The sequence below is a fragment of the Gulosibacter sp. genome, from assembly GCF_052090685.1.
Taxonomy (GTDB): Bacteria; Actinomycetota; Actinomycetes; order Actinomycetales; family Microbacteriaceae; genus Gulosibacter.
Map to the genome: position 1 here is coordinate 14,949 of NZ_JBQDBE010000005.1, position 17,902 is coordinate 32,850.

General features: G+C 61.2%; 17 protein-coding genes. 10 read left to right on the forward strand and 7 right to left on the reverse strand.

From position 1 onward, the window contains the following. Positions 1 to 18: 18 nt before the first annotated feature. A complete protein-coding gene (locus tag ACTHXA_RS04220) occupies positions 19 to 420 on the forward strand; it encodes a hypothetical protein (RefSeq protein WP_441669678.1) in 402 nt (133 codons plus the stop codon). A gap of 161 nt (positions 421 to 581) precedes the next feature. Next, entirely contained in the window at positions 582 to 1,982 is a 1,401-nt protein-coding gene (locus ACTHXA_RS04225) for an MFS transporter (RefSeq protein ID WP_441669680.1), read from the forward strand. A 48-nt stretch (positions 1,983 to 2,030) separates the two neighbouring features. On the opposite strand, the gene ACTHXA_RS04230 is transcribed toward ACTHXA_RS04225, so the two are convergent. From ACTHXA_RS04230 to ACTHXA_RS04240, 3 genes are all read right to left on the reverse strand, one after another. Continuing rightward, positions 2,031 to 4,031, reverse strand: coding sequence for a primary-amine oxidase (locus tag ACTHXA_RS04230; protein ID WP_441669682.1), 2,001 nt, complete (start codon positions 4,029 to 4,031; stop codon positions 2,031 to 2,033). 182 nt (positions 4,032 to 4,213) lie between these two features. Further along, positions 4,214 to 5,854 carry an amidohydrolase gene (locus tag ACTHXA_RS04235; RefSeq protein WP_441669684.1) on the reverse strand — a complete coding sequence of 547 codons (1,641 nt, stop codon included), beginning with the start codon at positions 5,852 to 5,854 and terminating at the stop codon, positions 4,214 to 4,216. Positions 5,855 to 5,926: 72 nt separating this feature from the next. After that, positions 5,927 to 7,141: an MFS transporter gene (locus ACTHXA_RS04240; RefSeq protein ID WP_441669686.1), complete on the reverse strand. Its 1,215-nt coding sequence runs from the start codon at positions 7,139 to 7,141 to the stop codon at positions 5,927 to 5,929. A 314-nt stretch (positions 7,142 to 7,455) separates the two neighbouring features. Here ACTHXA_RS04240 and ACTHXA_RS04245 point away from each other — a divergent pair, with 314 nt between their 5' ends. The 4 genes from ACTHXA_RS04245 (at position 7,456) to ACTHXA_RS04260 (ending at position 11,213) form a co-directional block, all read left to right on the forward strand. Continuing rightward, entirely contained in the window at positions 7,456 to 7,887 is a 432-nt protein-coding gene (locus ACTHXA_RS04245) for a hypothetical protein (RefSeq protein ID WP_441669687.1), read from the forward strand. Between the two features lie 35 nt (positions 7,888 to 7,922). Beyond that, positions 7,923 to 8,909 carry an aldo/keto reductase gene (locus ACTHXA_RS04250; RefSeq protein WP_441669689.1) on the forward strand — a complete coding sequence of 329 codons (987 nt, stop codon included), beginning with the start codon at positions 7,923 to 7,925 and terminating at the stop codon, positions 8,907 to 8,909. 116 nt (positions 8,910 to 9,025) lie between these two features. Continuing rightward, the gene (locus ACTHXA_RS04255; RefSeq protein WP_441669691.1) at positions 9,026 to 10,180 is read left to right on the forward strand and encodes a hypothetical protein; all 1,155 of its coding nucleotides are present in this window, start codon (positions 9,026 to 9,028) and stop codon (positions 10,178 to 10,180) included. A 157-nt stretch (positions 10,181 to 10,337) separates the two neighbouring features. Continuing rightward, positions 10,338 to 11,213 carry a DUF6578 domain-containing protein gene (locus ACTHXA_RS04260; protein ID WP_441669693.1) on the forward strand — a complete coding sequence of 292 codons (876 nt, stop codon included), beginning with the start codon at positions 10,338 to 10,340 and terminating at the stop codon, positions 11,211 to 11,213. An 89-nt stretch (positions 11,214 to 11,302) separates the two neighbouring features. On the opposite strand, the gene ACTHXA_RS04265 is transcribed toward ACTHXA_RS04260, so the two are convergent. Then, positions 11,303 to 13,186: an HNH endonuclease signature motif containing protein gene (locus ACTHXA_RS04265; RefSeq protein WP_441669695.1), complete on the reverse strand. Its 1,884-nt coding sequence runs from the start codon at positions 13,184 to 13,186 to the stop codon at positions 11,303 to 11,305. 206 nt (positions 13,187 to 13,392) lie between these two features. Further along, positions 13,393 to 13,569 carry a hypothetical protein gene (locus ACTHXA_RS04270; protein ID WP_441669697.1) on the reverse strand — a complete coding sequence of 59 codons (177 nt, stop codon included), beginning with the start codon at positions 13,567 to 13,569 and terminating at the stop codon, positions 13,393 to 13,395. A gap of 39 nt (positions 13,570 to 13,608) precedes the next feature. On the opposite strand from ACTHXA_RS04270, the gene ACTHXA_RS04275 reads away from it, so the two are divergent. The 4 genes from ACTHXA_RS04275 to ACTHXA_RS04290 all read left to right on the forward strand — a co-directional run bounded on the left by ACTHXA_RS04275 (position 13,609) and on the right by ACTHXA_RS04290 (position 15,715). Next, positions 13,609 to 14,277: a DUF1801 domain-containing protein gene (locus ACTHXA_RS04275; protein WP_441669699.1), complete on the forward strand. Its 669-nt coding sequence runs from the start codon at positions 13,609 to 13,611 to the stop codon at positions 14,275 to 14,277. A 158-nt stretch (positions 14,278 to 14,435) separates the two neighbouring features. Further along, positions 14,436 to 15,017, forward strand: a complete 582-nt coding sequence (locus ACTHXA_RS04280; RefSeq protein ID WP_441669701.1) for a TetR/AcrR family transcriptional regulator — start codon at positions 14,436 to 14,438, stop codon at positions 15,015 to 15,017. A 30-nt stretch (positions 15,018 to 15,047) separates the two neighbouring features. Beyond that, on the forward strand, positions 15,048 to 15,389 hold the full coding sequence (locus ACTHXA_RS04285; RefSeq protein WP_441669703.1) for a DMT family transporter: 342 nt from the start codon (positions 15,048 to 15,050) through the stop codon (positions 15,387 to 15,389). Continuing rightward, positions 15,386 to 15,715 carry a DMT family transporter gene (locus ACTHXA_RS04290; RefSeq protein ID WP_441669705.1) on the forward strand — a complete coding sequence of 110 codons (330 nt, stop codon included), beginning with the start codon at positions 15,386 to 15,388 and terminating at the stop codon, positions 15,713 to 15,715. Before ACTHXA_RS04285 ends, ACTHXA_RS04290 begins: the two co-directional genes overlap by 4 nt. A 9-nt stretch (positions 15,716 to 15,724) precedes the next feature. Here ACTHXA_RS04290 and ACTHXA_RS04295 read toward each other — a convergent pair whose 3' ends face one another. Both ACTHXA_RS04295 and ACTHXA_RS04300 read right to left on the reverse strand, forming a co-directional pair. Further along, complete coding sequence (locus ACTHXA_RS04295; RefSeq protein WP_441669707.1) at positions 15,725 to 16,285, reverse strand: TetR/AcrR family transcriptional regulator; 561 nt, start codon at positions 16,283 to 16,285, stop codon at positions 15,725 to 15,727. After that, on the reverse strand, positions 16,285 to 17,823 hold the full coding sequence (locus tag ACTHXA_RS04300) for an MFS transporter (RefSeq protein WP_441669709.1): 1,539 nt from the start codon (positions 17,821 to 17,823) through the stop codon (positions 16,285 to 16,287). The genes ACTHXA_RS04295 and ACTHXA_RS04300 overlap by 1 nt, the downstream gene beginning before the upstream one ends. Positions 17,824 to 17,902 lie beyond the last annotated feature (79 nt).

A 17,902-nucleotide genomic window follows, 5' to 3' on the forward strand; every position in this document is an offset into this window, starting at 1 on the left:
CAGCTAGTCTTTCGTCCGATGAATTTTGACGAGGAGAAACATCGACGCAAAGAGCGTCGAACGGGCATCGGCATGGCAATCCTAAGCGGGCTGCTCGCTGGGCTTTGTCTCGTGGTTATCCTCACGGGAGGGTCGTGGTTGGGTGCACCCGGGCTCGCATTATTCGGTGGGGGCACGGTAATGGCGATCTCGCAAGCGGTACGTCCGGGCGAAGAGACGTCACCGGTGGCCGTCATCATCAGCAGTCTCGGGTTTGTCATCGCGGGTGTGTTCATTATTGCCGGGCATTTCCTCGACATACCGTTTCTCGGCAGTAGGCAGGCTGTTGCGCTCCCGGTCGGTGTGGTGATGCTGTTGTTATTTGGCGGTGGATTGGTCATCTACATTGTTCAGCTCATACGACGGCGTCGACGACGTTGACCAGCAGTTCCGATTCGAGGGATCACACCCAGCGCAGTGAAACACTAAAGTGATGTTGATTCTACGGCGATCAAGTCCCACAATCTGTGCCGAGTGTTACCGTTAAGGTCATGGTTCTCCCCGGATTCCCGGGGTGATTCGTGACTGACAAAGGAGTCAGCGTGGTTCAAAATCCGGTACATACAAGCGCGCGCGAGCGGAATAAGGTGCTCGCGGCGGTCGTCGTCGGAACCACAATCGAGTGGTACGACTTCTTCATTTACGCATTTATGGCGAACCTCGTGTTCGCACAGCTCTTTTTCGAACCCGCGGGCGCAGGTTTGGCACAGATTATCGCGCTCGTTTCGATTGGTATCTCGTTCCTCTTCCGGCCGCTGGGCGCCTTCCTTGCCGGCCACTTTGGTGACCGCATCGGTCGTCGCCCGATGCTCGTGATCACACTGTTCCTCATGGGTGCAGCCACGACACTCGTCGGTGCGCTGCCGACCTATGAAGCCATCGGAGTAATGGCACCGATCATGCTGCTGCTCCTGCGCATCCTGCAGGGTCTGTCCGCTGGCGGTGAGTGGGGCGGCGCCGTCTTGATGGCGATTGAGCACTCGCCCGACCACCGGCGCGGGCTCTACGGATCCTTCGTGCAGTCGGGTGTGCCCCTCGGCATGCTGCTTGCCACCGGAGTCCTTGCCGGCGTCCGAGCCATCTTCCCCGACGAGTCATTCCTTGAATGGGGCTGGCGCATCCCGTTCTTCCTCTCGATCATCCTCGTGATCGTTGGCTACATCGTCCGACGCGCAGTGGAAGAGTCGCCGGTGTTTGAGGAGATTAAGGAAACGGCGCAGCAGTCGTCGGCGCCGATCGTGGTCGTCTTCCGTAAGTACGGGCTCATCGTCCTGCTGTGTGCCCTCGTGTTCATGGGCAATAACGCTGTCGGATACATGACCACGGGTGGCTACATCCAGGGCCTTGCCTCGCGACCGATTGCAGAAGGCGGATACGGTTTCGACCCCGTGGGCGTGCAACTCGCCAATCTTGGCGGCGCACTGTCCTGGCTCGTCTTCACCTTCATCGCAGGCTGGCTGTCAGACCGGATCGGCCGCAAACCGCTCTACATGATTGGCTGGGTGCTTCTCGCTGCCGGTGTGATCCCGCTGTTCGTACTTTCCGCGCAGAACGTTGCCGGTGTGGCAATCGGTGTGACTATCTTGGGCGTCGGGCTCGGTCTCACTTACGGCGCGCAGGCCGCCTGGTATGCGGAATCCTTCCCCGCATCCGTCCGATACTCGGGTGTGTCGATTGCCTACGCAATCGGTGCGGTTATCGGTGGGGCGTTCGCGCCCACGATTGCACAGGCACTGCTGCAAGCCACCGGTACAACCTGGGCGATCGTCGGTTATCTGCTGCTGACCATTGTGATTTCTGTCATCGGTTCGCTGCTGCTGCGCGACCGCACCCAGATTCCCCTTTCCATCGACTTCGAGAAGGGCGGGCACTGGGCCAACTGGCGTAAGGGCGATCCAGACCCGACGGTTGCGGCAAGCGGTACCGGCACCGCTGCCAAGTAACTGACTACGAGCGGGCTCAGCTGGGGAGCTGAGCCCGCTCGTAAGTCTTTAGCTGCAGCTGCAGCTGTGGTGCGCATCACCTTCGGCTGACGCCGCACAGTGGCCGGGCGTGGGTGCCGGCACATCGAGCACGGGTGAGCGATCGAAGAATCCCTCTGGGCGGAGCTTGAAGCTGACGCTGTCCACGGGCATGATCGGCCAGTCCTCGAGGCGGGGGAAGTGCGTCAGGCCGAAGGTGTGCCACAGGACAATCCGCTCGCCGTCGATTTTGCGGTTCTGCGCAATCCATTCGGGGAGTCCCGCGCCACCGGCGTGCTGGTTCGGGAAGTCGCCGGTTGGGTACTTCTCGCTCTGCTCATACTGTGTGACCCACAGTGCCTTCGAGGCGAATTGAGCGCGTCGGTGGATCGACGAGTCTTCGTCAGCGAGCAGTGCGGGCGCGGATGCCGGATGCAGCTTGTACCCGACGGGCTTACCGAGACGGTTCTTTGACTCCGGGTTTGAGACTATCCACGCCCGGCCTACCGAGGCATCGATGTCCCGCACCGCATCCTGTTCGTTCGTGAACAGTGTGCGCTTGCGTGAGAATGCGTTGCCCCGCGGGTTGGATTCAGAGCGAGGCAGGCGCACCGCATCCTCTTCCTCGACTTGGCACGGGCCGGCGTCGAGGGCGAAGTCGAGTCTGGCCGAAAACATGTGCTGGTGGAAGGGCGCACCGAGCCCCGGTGCGATCTCCGACGCGTAGTCGGTTTCTCCGTTCGGCAGTGCCGAGGTGAAGACGATACCGGTAGCCTTCGCCTCGAACTCGATATTACCGTCGAGGTAGAGGTACCAGTAGAAGCCGTAGTCGTAATTGCCCACGGTGGTGAAGAACGAGATCACGAGGCGGCGGTTGCGGCGCACGTACTCGACACCGCTCCAGAGATCGGTGTGCTTCGAGAGAATTGACCAGTCTTCCTCGTGCATGCAGATGCCGTTCCTGATCTGGCGTGGTTCGCCGCGACCGTTGACGACGTGCGGTGAGAGGTAGGTGATATCGCCGAGGCAGTCACAGCCCAACTCGAGCGAGTTCGCCCACTGACCGACGAGATACTCTCCCGTGTCGAAGTAGTTCTGCCACGACCGGACCGGCGAGGGGTCACCGTAGGGCACGACCATTTCAGCGATGGCAGCGCGGTCGAGGATGCGGCGCTTGCGCTCGCCATCTTGGAATTCAATGTTGTAGAGCACGAGTCCCTCGCGCATGTCGAAGCCGACGTCGAGGCTCCACTTCTCCCACTCGAGGTGGTTACCGTTAGTTACCGTGAACGAGGGGCCTTCCGGCTGCGTGATCGAGATTGGCTTCTGTGTCGTGCGCAGCGGTCCGGTGAGCTCGGGATCGGTGTAGTTGCCATGCTCCTCGGGAATCGGGACGTTCTCAATGTCGAGTACCTGGTCAACGGTGCGGTTTGTGACATCGACATACGCGACGAGGCCGTCGATCGGATGCGCCCAGGCCGAGTCGGTCTCGTGGTGCTGCAGGAACGCGAGGCCGCGGAGCATCCGGCGGCCGCGCTCCTCTGGATACTCGAAGACGCCCGCCGAAAGCGGGGCGACGCGTACTTTCTCGACCTCGAGACCGCGTCGCTCGAGCGCGGCGAGCCAGCGAGGATCGGTCGAAAGTACCTCTTCCACGACCTCGAACTCTTCCTCGAGGACCGGCAATTCGCCGGTTTCCTGCGTATCGAGGTCGATGACGGAGTCAATCTCGCCTCGGGTGGTTGAGAGCACGACATCCTTCGCATCGCCGTTCTCGACGTCAAGCAAGTGGATGCGGAAGTGACGGTCGAGGGTGGCAGTCGCGTCAGCGCTGTCGGAGGTGGTGTTTGTGGTCGTGTTGGGGCTGTTCAGCTCGGGCCGAGGCGGGTCAAGGAGGCCGAAATACGCCATGCGGACGGTCTCCGGGAATAGGCCCGCCTTCTCAAGGAGCGTGCGGGCGGTGTCGATCTCGGCAGGGGTTTGGAGTTCGTAGGCCGCAGTGGACGTCGTGTTGGTGGTGATTGAAGACATGAAGTAGGAATCCCGTCGATCGATGGTGTTGTGGTGCCCGCCGCCGGTGTTGAGAAGCTGCTCGTCATCCTTGACTCGGCAACTTCATCGGCGCCGGGCACCTGTGCTCTACGTGCGTAGAACCCTAGTTGAATCGCGGCCGCTGTGCGCTGTTAGTTCCATCAGAGTTTTGCCGGGTGTGGTCACTCGCCAGCCACGCCGCCGAGCCAGCGGCGAATGACCCGGGTGTGGTGCACATCCCGCGTCGGCACCTCGAAGACATTGCGGTCGATGGCGATGAAGTCAGCAGACTTGCCGGGTTCGATCGTGCCGGTGGTTTCGGCGATGCCGAGAGCCTTCGCGGACTCGCGCGTGAACGCGGCGAGCGCCTGGTGGAGCGTGATCGCCTGACCGATGTTCACCGTCCGGTCGTCGCCGTCTTCAACGGCGCCCTGCCGGGTGACCATCCCCTCGATGCCGAGCCACGGGTTCAGCACGGGCAGGCCGACCGGCCAGTCGGAGCCGCCCGCGACGACCGCACCGGTTGCGAGGAGATCCTTGAACGGCCAGATATTTGCCATGGTTTCGTCGGCGACAAATTCGCCCACGCCATCGGTGAGCGGGCTCGGGAACCACATGAATGGACACGCATCGGCCGCGACGTTCAACTCGGCGAAGCGCCCGAGGTCGGCCTCCGAAATGAACGACATGTGCGCGATCTGCATTGCGGGGCCACCGTTCGCATCCTGTCGCACGATTGCCGCCGCGTCCAGTGCCTGCCGTACCGAGGCGTCGCCGGTGGCGTGCAGCTTCGCGCCGAGGCCGAGTTCTGCGCAGCGTCGCAGCGAGGCGACGAGATCGTCCAGACTCCAGTACAGTTCACCGCGGAACTCTGGGTCGTGGTTCCCGTGCACGCACTTGTACGGTTGCAGTAGCGCGGTGGTGAGTGTCGTCGGTACGCCGTCGAGGACGAACTTCGCGAATCGCGGCTTGACGTGTTCGCTTTCGAAAGCGGCACCCCGCTCGAAGAGCTCTTCACCAACGGTGCCGGCCTCGATGAACGGGCGAATCGGCATCGAAGCGATGATGCGCATTTCCAGCTCCCCGGCTTCTTCGAGCGCGGCGAGTCCTTCGAAGTGCGGCAGCATCGTCGCGGCGTCCTGGACCGTCGTGATGCCGAGGGCGGAGAGCCGATCGAGCGCGGTGCGAAGCGCGGTTGCTTGCCGGGCCTGCGCATCCTTGTGCGACTTTGCCGCGACCCCTTCGGCGACGGCGCCGGTCAGCTCCCAGAGCGCGCCGGTGAGTCGGCCCTGGTCGTCACGAACGTACGTTCCGTCTTCGGGGTCTTCGGTCTGGGCAGTCACTCCCATCGCCTCGAGCGCCGCGGAGTTCACCTGGCGATTGTGCATGGTGTCATCGCGCAGCAGCACCGGATGGCCGCCAGCTGCCTCGTCGAGCTTCGCCAGAAACTCGACGTTGTTGAGCGTGGGCAGCACGCCGCTGCCGATGATGCCACCAATGACCCATTCGCCGGGCTCGAGGCGACTGGTCCAGTCGGTTACCTTCGCAAGAATGGCGTCGGCATCGTCGGTTGGGTCGAGCGGGAGTTCGTGCGCGAGTTGCGTGCCACCAAGGCTCAGGTGGAGGTGGCCGTCGATGAGTCCGGGCATCACAATGCCATCAGTGATCTCGACGACATCGGCCACCTCACCAGCGGCCTGTCTCACATCCTCGAGGGTGCCGGTTGCCGTCACGATGCCATCAGCGACGGCAAAGGCCTCGACCCAGTGATCGTCAGCAATCGCGGTCCAAATCTTGCCGGTGTAGATGGTGGTGTTCGTCATTCGTACTTCCTTGTTCGGATGCTCTGTTGGGGTGCTTTGTTCGGGTGCTTGGTCCGGATGCTGCGGGGGAGGTTACGCGATTGCGGGTGATTCGGCGGTTGTGGTTTCGGACGATACTGGGACATCCTGCTTGCCGCGTGTCATGACAAGGGCCGAGGCTGCGGCGGCGATCGCAAGCACGATGATCGCGACGGTGAGCATCATGTTGAAGCCTCCGGTGGCCTCGATGAGCTGCCCCGCAACGAGCGGCCCGACGGCGAGGCCGCCGCCGATCATGAGGTTGGTGGAGTTCATGACGTGGGTGCCGCCGACACGCGAAACGGTTGAGAGCAGGAAGGGCAGCAGCCACGACCACGCGAGCTTGAACACAAAGACGGCGATGATGAAACGTACGAGCCCTGGTCCACCGAATAGCAGCAACATGGAGCCACCCATCGCGACGTATCCCACCATGATGAAGAGATTGCCGTAGCGGGATTCACCGACGATCGTGGCGATCAGCGCAATCAGAGCGCCCGCTGCGGTTGCAATACCGATCATCGAGGCCGCAAGACCGATCTCTGTGCCGCCGGACGCGCCAATTTCAACCATGAACGTCCATGCACCGCCGAGTGAGAAGTAGAAGCCGAAGACGGCGACGAGTGCGCACACAAGCGCGAAGATATTGGTGCGACGTGCGGGTTTCGGCGTGGCGGCAGTGATCGCATCCTCGGTCGATTTCTTGAGTTCGTGTCCCTTGAGGCAGAAGGATGCGGGCAGGCACAGGAGGGCAAGTACGGCGAGGGTCAGGTAGACGGCGCTCACGCTTCGGCCCGCGAATAGGACGGGGAAGAGCAGCAGAATCGCGGCACCCATTCCGAGCTGTGCCACCAGGAAGACGCCGTAGGAGCGCGAGGGGTTCGTGGTCTTGGCGCTGATCGACAGAATCACAACGGTGATGGAACCTGCCGCGAGGGCCGTGATCGCCCGCAGGCCAAGGAGCGATTCGAAGGAGGGTGCCATTGCGGAGAGGACGTTGCCCGCAATCACGACGGCAATGCATCCGACCGAAACCCAGCGAATGTTGGCGCGACGAAGCCAGAGATAGGCCGGAATGGTCGCGAGACTGAAGCAGCCGAGCTCGACGGAGGCGATCAAGCCGACGCTGCCGGGGCTGAGGTTGTACTCGACGGCGAGCATTGATGCGATAACGGGCGCCACAAGGAGCACCGAATACAGCACTGCTGAGAAGGCGCCGATAAACACATTCGCTTTTGTGGATGCTGCTGGGGACAGGGTTGGTGGCATGACTGCACTCCTTTGTTGCATGACCAATGAGCCCCGCAGCGATCGCGCAATGCTGGATCAGTCTTTGAGACAGCGGACGCACCGCGGAGGGCTCGTGAAGCCGATAGCGAGTGATTAAGGAAATCGGAATCGGACGAGGTAAGAGTCACATCGAACCCGCATGATGCGCAATGCCTACAGGTGTAGAAGCACCCGTTGCTGCACGGGGTGTCAATTGGCTTGCAGGGTGTGACAAGTCATTGGGTGCTTTCTGCGCGGGGAGAAAGTGCGCGAATCGACATGGCACACCCTTCCGACATGGCACACTGGGTCCGATGCGGAGACACACCGAAGCCCACGCCAAGCGAAAGCATCGCCGGAAATGGCTGCTCATCATCCTGATCTCGCTTGTGTTCGTGATTCTTGGGGCCTTCATTTGGCTCGACGGCGACACCGGAACCGGTCTGATTGCGATGCTGTTCTTCGGCGGCGGTGTCATCGTCGGTGTCGCCGAACTGGCCGGATCTCAGTCTCGAATTTTCGGGATCTTGATGTCGATCGGCGCGCTCGGTCTCGGTGCGGCATCCACGTACATCTTCTTGACGGGACTGGCCGGGGAGGACCTCAGTTCCAGCACTCGCTCGCACACGACCATGATGATCGCCTCCGGTCTCGGGACGCTCCTCTTTGGCCTCGGCGGGATCGCGCTGCTCATCAGCACGATCCTGGGGATGATGCGACCACGTGACGCAGAAACTGACGAGTAGGATTCGTATTCAGCCAACTCAGAGCGGAGTACAACATGGAACAGCGCACACTCGGTCGGACAGGGCGAGATGTCTCGGTTATTGGTCTCGGAACCTGGCAGCTCGGCGCGGACTGGGGCAATGTCGCCAAGGATGCTGCGCTCGCGGTCCTGAGCGCGGCCTACGACAGCGGGGTGCGATTCTTCGATACTGCGGATGGCTACGGCGACGGTCGCAGCGAACAGTTGATCGGAAAATACCTGCGGACTGCGGGTGTTTCAGACGTCGTGGTCGCCACCAAGATGGGCCGGCGAGTCATGCCGCCTCGCGCGGAGCTGTTCAACCTTGACCAGTTCCGTGCGTGGACCGATCGATCCAGAGAAAACTTGGGCGTGGACACACTCGACTTGGTCCAACTGCATTGCCCACCGACCTCGGTCTACGGCGATGATGCGGTCTACGACGCGTTGGACACGCTCGTGGCCGAAAAGCGAATTGCAGCATACGGTTTCAGCGTCGAGACGCGAGCCGAAGCGCTGGCTGCGATTGCGCGCCCGAATGTGGCAAGCATCCAAATTGTCTTCAATATGCTTCGCCAGGGTGCGCTCGCCGAAGTGCTCCCCGCCGCAGCCGCGGCTGGCGTGGGGATTATCGCGCGCGTGCCACTCGCGAGCGGGCTGCTCGCCGGAAAATATGACGAGAACACCCAGTTCGCGGCGAACGACCATCGGAATTTCAACCGCCACGGTGAGGCCTTCGACGTGGGTGAAACCTTTGCTGGCGTGGACTTCGATCTTGGTCTCGAAGCAGTGAAGCGCCTCGCGCCGGTGGTTCCCGAGGGTGCGACACTCGCGCAATTCGCGCTGCGGTGGATCATCGATCAGCCCGGAGTGAGTACCGTCATTCCCGGCGCCCGGAACGTGAGCCAGGTCCAGGGTAATGTGGCAGCGGCACAGCTGGCAGCGATTACCGCGGATCAGGCTGCCGCGATCGAAGCCGTTTATCAAGAGCTGATCGCCCCGCAGATCGGCGATCGCTGGTAGTTCGCTCGTGCCGGCAACCGCACTGTTCCTCGTGCGCACTGGACGATCACATGTGAATCGGGTGCTTCACGCCGTGGAACATCCGAGCCAAAACACACTGACTATAGGCTGCACGCGTGGGGGAGGAAAGCGCGCTTATTGGGTTTATCGCATTTGGGCTTGTACTGGTGGGAATTGGGCTCGTCATTGTTCTGCTGATGACGCCTTTTGCGAAGCACCTTCCGGCCTCGATTGTGGCCCAGTATGTGCCGCCGGAGGGCGACATCATTGAGCATGGATTGGCAGTCCGGGCAGATCGGCGAGTGCTTGCCGCGGCAATCATCAACCTGGCAGTGCAAGACAAGATCCGCGTGCTCGCACCGCGCGAGGCGAAGGGTCCCGTTGCGATCGAGGCTCGCCTGGGCAAGGCAATTTCGCCGGAGGAGCGATTCCTGCTGCAGGCACTGCGGCCACCGCTACGAGGGCAGAAGCGCAGTCAACGGTACCTGCGCGCCCTTGCCGAGATCGGCATCCAAGTTCGCTCGGTAGAGGAAGCTCCGGATGTCTATTTTCTCAAGGGTCGTGGTGCATTTCGCGGCCATCAGCGGCGTGCTTTGGCGGAGTATTTTGATCACGCTCGCGAACGCGTTAAGCAGGACGGCATTGCCCGCAAAGTGACATTCAGCGTGCACCTGTATGTGCTGTCGTTGCTCTTTCTTGCGGTGTTGGTCGTGAGTGCGATCCTGATCCTCTATGCCTTTTTGGAGGGTGAGTGGGTCGGCGCGGTGGTCGCCAGTGTCACGTCGCTCGCACTGTTTTGGGTGCTTACGCTGTCACCGCCGCCAATGCTGTGGTTCACGGAACACGGGCGGGCACTTCGCCAGTATTTATCAGGTGTGCGGGACTATATCCGGCTGGGCGAGCAAGACCGATTGCGGATGCTGCAATCGCCGCAAGGCGCGTTGCGCACCCCGGCTGGTGGGCTGACTCCCGGCGGAGTGGCGCTTGGCCTTCCTGCGCAACCAACTGCGGGGGATCCGGTGGCACAGTCCAGTCTCGATCGGTTCTTACTCACGGAACGGCTGCTGCCATATGCCGTGTTGTTCCGCTTGGAAAATAAGTGGGAAGACGAATTCGAAAGGCTCGGCACCTCGAGTGTCACGCCGCAGAATTTGCGCGCGCTCGGATCAACCCTCGAGGGCGTCATGACGGTGCTGCAGGTGCTGCTGATCATCGGTCAACTGCTCAGGGTTGTTGGCAGCACGCTGTCGATCTTTGGGCGCGGAGACTAGCGGAAGAGGCTCCCGCGCTCCCCGCGGGATGTCCGGATGCGGGCCTCGGGTCGTTTGGCCGTCATGGATTGCGGCAGGCAGGCTCAGGTAGCGTGGCTTGAAAGCGCAGGGAAATACGAAGCTCGCGCGATGTCAAGTGAATGGTTGGGATTTTGGGATGATCATTGACGTCAAGCTCGACGGCTGGCAGTTTCATTGCTGTGGCGTCCTCCCCACTCTCGGCGAAGAAGTGCACTGGTGCGTGTTCGCGTGCGACCCGGAGCTTGTACCGTCAGGCGAACCGGCGCAATTCTATGAAGATCACCACGAGATGGAGGATGTCGGTTTTCCGACGTCGAGAATTTCCGGCCGGGTTCTCGAAATCTATCGAGAGTCGGTTCTTCGCGGGGGAGACGAGGCGCTCGGCGTTGTTGGAAATGCGTTATCTGCTGGCGGACGCGAGCAGCTGCAGTCGCTGAGTCTGGATGATTTTGTAGCCGGTAGGCGGGTGCTGGTTCGCTTGGAGATTCCGGATGGGAGCGAGTTGCCGCCGTATCAGGCGGAGCCCGACGAACCCGTGTGGAGGATTCGAAGTCGCGACGAACTCGGGGAAATGCTCAATGAACTGACTGGGAGGCTTGCTGAGGAGTACTTGGAAATTGCGGCCGTTGTTCGCAATCCGGAACAATCTTCGATTCAGATGACACCTCGAGCCTCAGGTGCTGCCGAGTTTCGTATGAGCCGTAGTTCGGGTGACGAGGATGGGATCGAAGTGAGTGCCGGAGATGGATTCTTCCGACTCGTTCCGGAGCCGCAATCGCTGCTGGAGATCGAGGCGATGCTCGTGGCAGTGGCAGCCGGCAATATTTCGAGTCGAGTTCTACTGGAGGACTCACGGGCCCCGATCTTCCGGATAGAGATCACCGGACATAGCCATCAAACTTGGCTGTGTGAGTTTCAACTCAAGCTTGATGAGCTTGGCCACGATGCTGATCGGTATTTGCGGCCGAGGATCGAGGCCGGAGACATTGTCTATGCGCCATGGAGCGGCTGATTCTTCCAGGTCGGATGAGTTCTCCGGAGCTGCGGATCCCTTCGCACCGGCTGAGTCGACCGACACAGCCGGTGCCACGTCCTAGGTAATTAGAAGGGCGGTGGTTCCTCGGCCGGGTCGGTGAGCGGAATTTTGATGCCACTGTCAGGTGGCCAGACTCCCGGCGTTCGCAGCGATACTGAGATGCCCCAGGTGTGGTGGGTGACGTTGAAGTAGTCGCTGGTGCGCAGGTGTTTGGTGGCTTCGTTGAACCGGCGCCAGCGGGCAGCGAGTACCTCGGGCGACAACACGGGTTCTTCGGCGTCGATTTCATCGGGCTCGACGAATACCGATACCGAGCCGGCTGCAGTCGTGGACCCGGAACCTGCACCGCGGTTGGCGGAGTCTGACCCGCGGGCAGCAGAGTCTGCACCCGCGGCGTCGGGGGTTGTCCCGGTGTCGGCCGGGTTGGCAGGCCCACGCCCGTCTTCCGAGGGTTCCGGCGGGTCCGGTGATTTTGGAGGTTCCGGGACTGGCCGGAATATCGGGCCGGGTGGCTCCGGTTGCACACTCACAAGCTGCCCGGACGGGCTGGTCCACACCAGCACTCCGCCAGGATGTTGCTGCACGCTCCAACCACGGTGATGTTTTTGGATGTGGTGGACTCGACAGAGGTGAGCCAGATTTTGTTGCGAGGTAGGCCCGCCGTCTTGATGCGTGATCGTGTGATCCAAATCGCTGGCGCTGGCTGCTTTGGTACAGCCAGCGAACCGGCAAGTGCGGTCCCGGATGCGCAGGAAGGTGCGCAGGCTGGCGGGTGGCTCGTAGGTATCGACGCTGATCACGTGTCCCGTGATCGGATGCGTCAATACTCGCCGCAACGTGGGTGCTTCGGCCGCGAGCTGACGGGCTTGCGCGGTACTCATAGGGTGCAGGCCATTGACCAGGGCAGCCTCGGGCACTCCGGTGGTGTGAGCGTCGACCGTGACCGGCGACGTGTTAGAGGCGCCAGTGGTGGTGTTGCCAGTGGTCGTGTTGCTAGCGGTGGACGCCCCCGCAGTCGGCAGCAGCGACAGTACCGGGATGGTGATTCCGACCGTTGCTTTTACCCGCGCGAGTCCCTGATTGGGGCCGTTGAGGATGCTTTGCGGGGTCGCCGTCAAGAGAGTGTCCGTGAACAGGTCGGCGCGGATCTGCGCGATCGTGCGCGTATCGGGCACGAATGCGGTGCCCTGCGCCCGCAGGTCTGGGTCGATCGAGCGCGCCATCTGTGCGTGGTGAGCTGCGTCGCGTTGGTGTTCGGCGCGCAATAACCGTGCTTGACGAGTGAGGAGGTCATCGATCGGGACCGCAAGCTGGGTGGGGATGGTCGCGTAGATCGTGGACATCCCCGCCGGATCGTGACTGATCCCAATATTCCGGTCGGCAAAAGCAGCCTCGAAGGCCTGTTCGAAGTCATCGCGGGCGAACTTCGCGGCTTGCCGTTCCGCGAACGACCGGGTTTGCCCACTGGTGTGCGTTTCGGCGTACGCCAGTACGGCGTCGCTGTACTCGGCGCGTTGCGACTCGTTGAGCAGGTGGTCGTGCCGCAGCAGCGCGACGGTGTGTGCGTACTCGATTCGCCCGGCTGCCAGGGCATCGACCCAGGAGGGGTAGCTCGCCATGAGCGTGTGGGCGTGGTTCGCGCGGTGGGCCAGGGAGGCATCGGACATGCGGGCTTCGACCGCGAACTCGCCGACAATTGCGCGGAGGTATTGGGCGCGGACCTGTTCGTACTCCTCGCCAGCGGCAGTACGGGGAGCGATGTCCGCTTTTGCGGTCGCCAAGTCATAGGAGGTCGCGAGGACGTGCACCAGGGCGGCGTCCGCGGCACGCTTCGAGCGCTCCGCGGAGGCAAACGCCCGCCGCGAGGCCCGCAACACGTCGGCAGTATCCGCACCGGCATCGTCGCCAGCACTGTCGCTGTGGTTCGGGTTGTCGGTGGCTGCAGTCATGATTGGGTCACCTCCAAAACGGGAGTATCGGCCGTGCGTGATACCACCATTCAACCACAATAAATCGAACAAAGCAACGATAAATGGGAAAACAATTATTCGAATCTAGAACCGAAGGCGCCAGGGCATCCGCCGCATCCGCCCCGACATCGCATCCGCCCCGACATCGCATCCGCCCCGACGCCGCATCCGACCCGACGGGCGGACTATTCCGTATCGATAGTCGACACCAACTCGGCCTTCACCGTCAGCACTTTCTTCGTCATCGATGCATCCGCGTAGAACACGAAATAGTCGCCCTCTTGCCGATACTTTGACGCCGCCACGGTTCGCTCGTAGCTGCCGGACTTTCCCAGGGTTTTGTTGATCAAGAATGTTGCCATGCGCGGATTCTATTGGTCTCACCCGCGTAGAATTCGCGCATGGCAACTCCGATTGAGACCGTCCCCGGTGTCGCAGCAGCGGCGCGAAAGGCACTTGCAACGAAGGGGTACGTCGACCTCGAGTCACTCAACTCCGCCAACTATCAAGAGCTAGCATCCCTCAACGGCGTGGGCGTTCGCAGTCTCGAGCGGATTCAAAGTGCGCTCGAGCGGAAGGGCATGAGCCTCGCCGGTAGTATCCCAGCCCCGGAACCGAGCGGTACGGTGTACATCGAGGGTCACACCGGCCAGAACGCGAAAGACATCAAAACCGCGCAGACCGCGCAGCGTCCTGAAGACTTCATCGAGTCGCTCGACACGGAGCGTCGTATCGCACACGGTCGAATGCTGCTCGAATTGTTCAATCGGATTACCGGGGCGGAACCCGTGATGTGGGGTCCGTCCATGATCGGCTACGGGCAGGTGCACTACAAGTACGCCACCGGACGCGAAGGGGACACCTTCAAGGTCGGATTCAGCCCGCGCAAAGCAAAACTGTCTCTGTACGGACTCACGGACGGTCCCGACGCGGCTACGGACCTCGAACAGCTTGGCAAGTACACCGTGGGTGCCTCTTGTCTCTACATCAACAAGCCAGAAGACATCGACCTGGATGTGTTGTCCCGCCTGATCGAAAAGGCTTGGCAAGCGCCGTCGACACAGTGCTGACGGTGCGCGGGACACGGAGCGGCCCTCACAAGGCCCGAATTCGCGCGCCAATCTCGGTTGAGCGAGAATAGATCGGTAGGCGTCAGCTCAGCGCAGACGGCTCAGCGCAGACGCGGGAACTCGCTGGCGATGTGGCGGGACTAAACGAGGTAAGTACAGTGCAAAAAACCGTGGACCATGACCAGCGTCGCGCAGAAATTGTGGGCACCACGTGGCGAATCATCGCGCGACAGGGAATGGCTGGCGCCACGATGCGGCAAATTGCGCAGGAAGCCGGGTACGCGAACGGTGCCTTGAAGCCGTACTTTCCCACCAAAGCCGATTTGATGCAGGCGACATACGCCCACGTATTTGCGAGGACAAACGAACGGGTAGTCGCACAAGTAAACGGCCTCACCGGTTTGGCTGCATTGACGGCATTCTTCAATGAAATCCTTCCGCTCAATTCCGAATTGCTCGATGAGGCTCGCGTAGTCATTGCGTTCTGGAGCGAAGCCACCAACGACCCGCCGGCACAGGAACTCTTCGAAGATTCCATCGGCGAATGGCGAAATTGGTTGCTCGATTGGTGCGCCGAAATAGACCGTTCGCGGTCTTGGGAAGCTGAGGTGGATGCACTACTCAGCTTCGCGCTTGGGACGCAGATTACTGCGGCGCTGCTCCCCGGAGCCACCGGGAGCGTTGAACAACTCAAAGCGCAACTGCAGCTGCAACTCAATACGCTCGTTGGCGCTCCCTAACCAATTCGCTGCTACACGAGAGGAGTATGGATGCGGTGGGTCTTCTTAGTCGCGGCAATCATTCTTGAGGTGACCGCTTCACTCTCGCTACGGGGTGCGCTCGACGCACCCTGGCTCTACGCGGTGGTTGCGGTCGGGTACACGGCCTCATTCGGAGCACTGTTCCTCTCACTCCGACGCGGTATGCCGCTGGGCGTGGGGTATGGGATTTGGGGTGCGTGCGGGGTCGCACTCACAGCGATCATGTCTTGGGTCATCTTCAACGAACCGATCACGCTTGTTATGGGAATCGGAATCGTCATCGTGATGGTCGGTGTCCTGCTGGTTGAGCTTGGATCACAGGCGGCCTCGAAGAAGCGAGCAGAAGCTTGAGCGGGCTCGCACTCTTGGCGCTCCTCGGCGCGATCGTTATGGAGGTCAGCGGCACCCTGTCACTGCGAAAGGCAACCGATGGACCACGTCGATGGTGGATCGGTGTTGTTCTGTGTTACGCAGTGGCCTTCACCCTCTTGGCCGTAACGCTGCAACTTGGAGTCCCGCTTGGCGTTGCCTATGGAATCTGGGCCGCGACCGGTGTAGCCCTCATCGCAATTCTTGACCGACTGATCTTCAAGGAGCCGCTGACATGGGTGATGAGCCTCGGCATCATCCTCATTGTGGGCGGAGTGCTGCTTATTGAAACGGGCGGCGCACACTAGCGCCGCCAACTACTCCTCGGTCATCGCAAGCAGGAGTGGTAGCGCCCGAGGTAAGTCCTCGGTGAGCACTTTTTCATCGTAAGCGGAAGCTGAAGCAAGTCCTTCGGCGGCATAGCGAACGGTGAGGATGCGGTCGGGGTCAAGCCCGTCTTCGGCAAAGAATTCACGCCAATACTCGTTATCGCGCTCGCTCAATTCATCAATGCCGGGAATCCCCATTAAGTACGTCCCGAAATCCGCGAACCCCGCGAACTCGACGCGAATGGGGGAGTCCGGGTCGCACAGCGCACGGACATAGGCGCGCAGACCTTTGCCCGGATGGTTTTCCGAAAGGTCAACCTGCGCGCGAATTGCGGCTTGTAACCCCTCAAAATACTCCTCAAGCACCGACAGGAGCAGTTCATCCTTGCTTGAGAAGTGATGAAGCAGGCCACTCTTCGAAACGCCGGCTTCAGAAGCGATCTGTTGCACCGTCGTTGCGGTTCCTCGCTCAACGAGCACTTTTCGGGCAGCCACCAGGATTTCCTGACGCGTGCGCTCGGTATTTCGTGAACTGTCTGTCGCCGTCATTACTTGACCACCTCAATGGTTCCGGTGTCTTCATTCACCGAGATCTCACGAGGAATCGTCCGCCATGCGAATATTCCGGCGATGAGCAGGATAACGGCTGCCACCACCGCGGTAATTTGCATGGCGCCGGTGAAGCTGTGTTGAATCATCTCGATCAGTGCGGGATCGCTTCCGTCGATGGCCTCGAGACCCGCAGCGAGCGATTCGTGAACTGCACCACGCATCCCTTCCGGAACCGTAGCCAGATCGGGCAACTGCACTCGGTACAGGGAGGTGAGCAGTGACCCGAGCACCGCGATGCCGAGGGCAACGCCGAGTTCGTACGAGGTTTCCGAGATTGCCGAGGCGGCACCCGCTCGCGACCGAGGGACTGAGCCGACCACGGCATCCATCCCCACTGTCGTCGCCAAGCCGATACCGAATCCGGTGATGAGCAAGGACACAACGATCCAGCTAATACCGTCTAGGCCCTCGCTAAACGCCAGCAGGCCGAGGCCAGCTGAAGCCACAATGAGCCCGAGACCGGTGGCACCACCCATCCCGAGTCGAGCAACGGTGACCGAGACGGCCAAAATCACGATCATCATGGCGACGGTGGCGGGCAACTCCATCAACCCAGCCTGCAGTGGCGAAAGTCCGCGCACGAGCTGGAGGTATTGCGAAAAGAAGAACAGCAGACCACTCAGTGCGAAAATCGCGAGACCGATCGCAATTACCGAGCCGCGAAATGCCGGAACGGCAAAGAGCTCGAGATCGACCATCGGTACCGTAAGCCGTTTCTGTCGACGGATGAACAGCCACCCCGCGAGCACACCGACCACGATGGCCAAGAGCAAGACCCAGTCGAACCCGCCGCCAAACACTCGCTTAATTGCGAAGACGAGCGGCACGATGGCAGCGATTGACAGGATGGAGGAGAGCCAGTCGACGGATTGTGGTTTGGGATTCTTTGACTCGGGAAGCAGGAAGAGCCCGGTGACCACCAGGATGAGCATCACCGGGATATTGATGAGGAACACTGCACCCCACCAGAAGTGCTCGAGCAGGACGCCGCCCACGAGTGGCCCGAGTGCGGCTCCACCGGCTGCACCCGCCGACCAGATTGCGATCGCACGAGTTCGCTCCTTGGGAACGGCGAACATGTGCCGAATGATCGAGAGGGTTGAGGGCATCAGCGTTGCGCCACTGACACCGAGTAGTGCGCGAGCGGCAATGAGAATTTCTGCGGTGGGCGCGAATGCGGCGATTGCCGAGGCAAGGCCGAAGCCAAGTGCACCGATCATGAGCAGTTTTTTACGGCCGATTCGGTCGGCGAGGTTACCCATGGTGATGAGCAGCCCTGCGAGTGCAAATGAATAAATGTCGCCGATCCACAACAGCTGATTTGCCGTCGGGTCAAGTGTTGCGCTCAGGGATGGCACCGCGAGGGCAAGCACCGTGCCGTCAATCGCAAGCAGCGTTACTGCGAGCACGAGTACGGCCAGGGAAGCCCATTCGCGGGCGCCGGCGCGCGGCGAAGGTGGTGTCAACTCGAACATGAAGTCCATAGTACAGACCATCTGGTCGGTTGTGGTGACTGGGTGGTTAATTCGGGTGTGAAGCGTACGCTACCGGAGC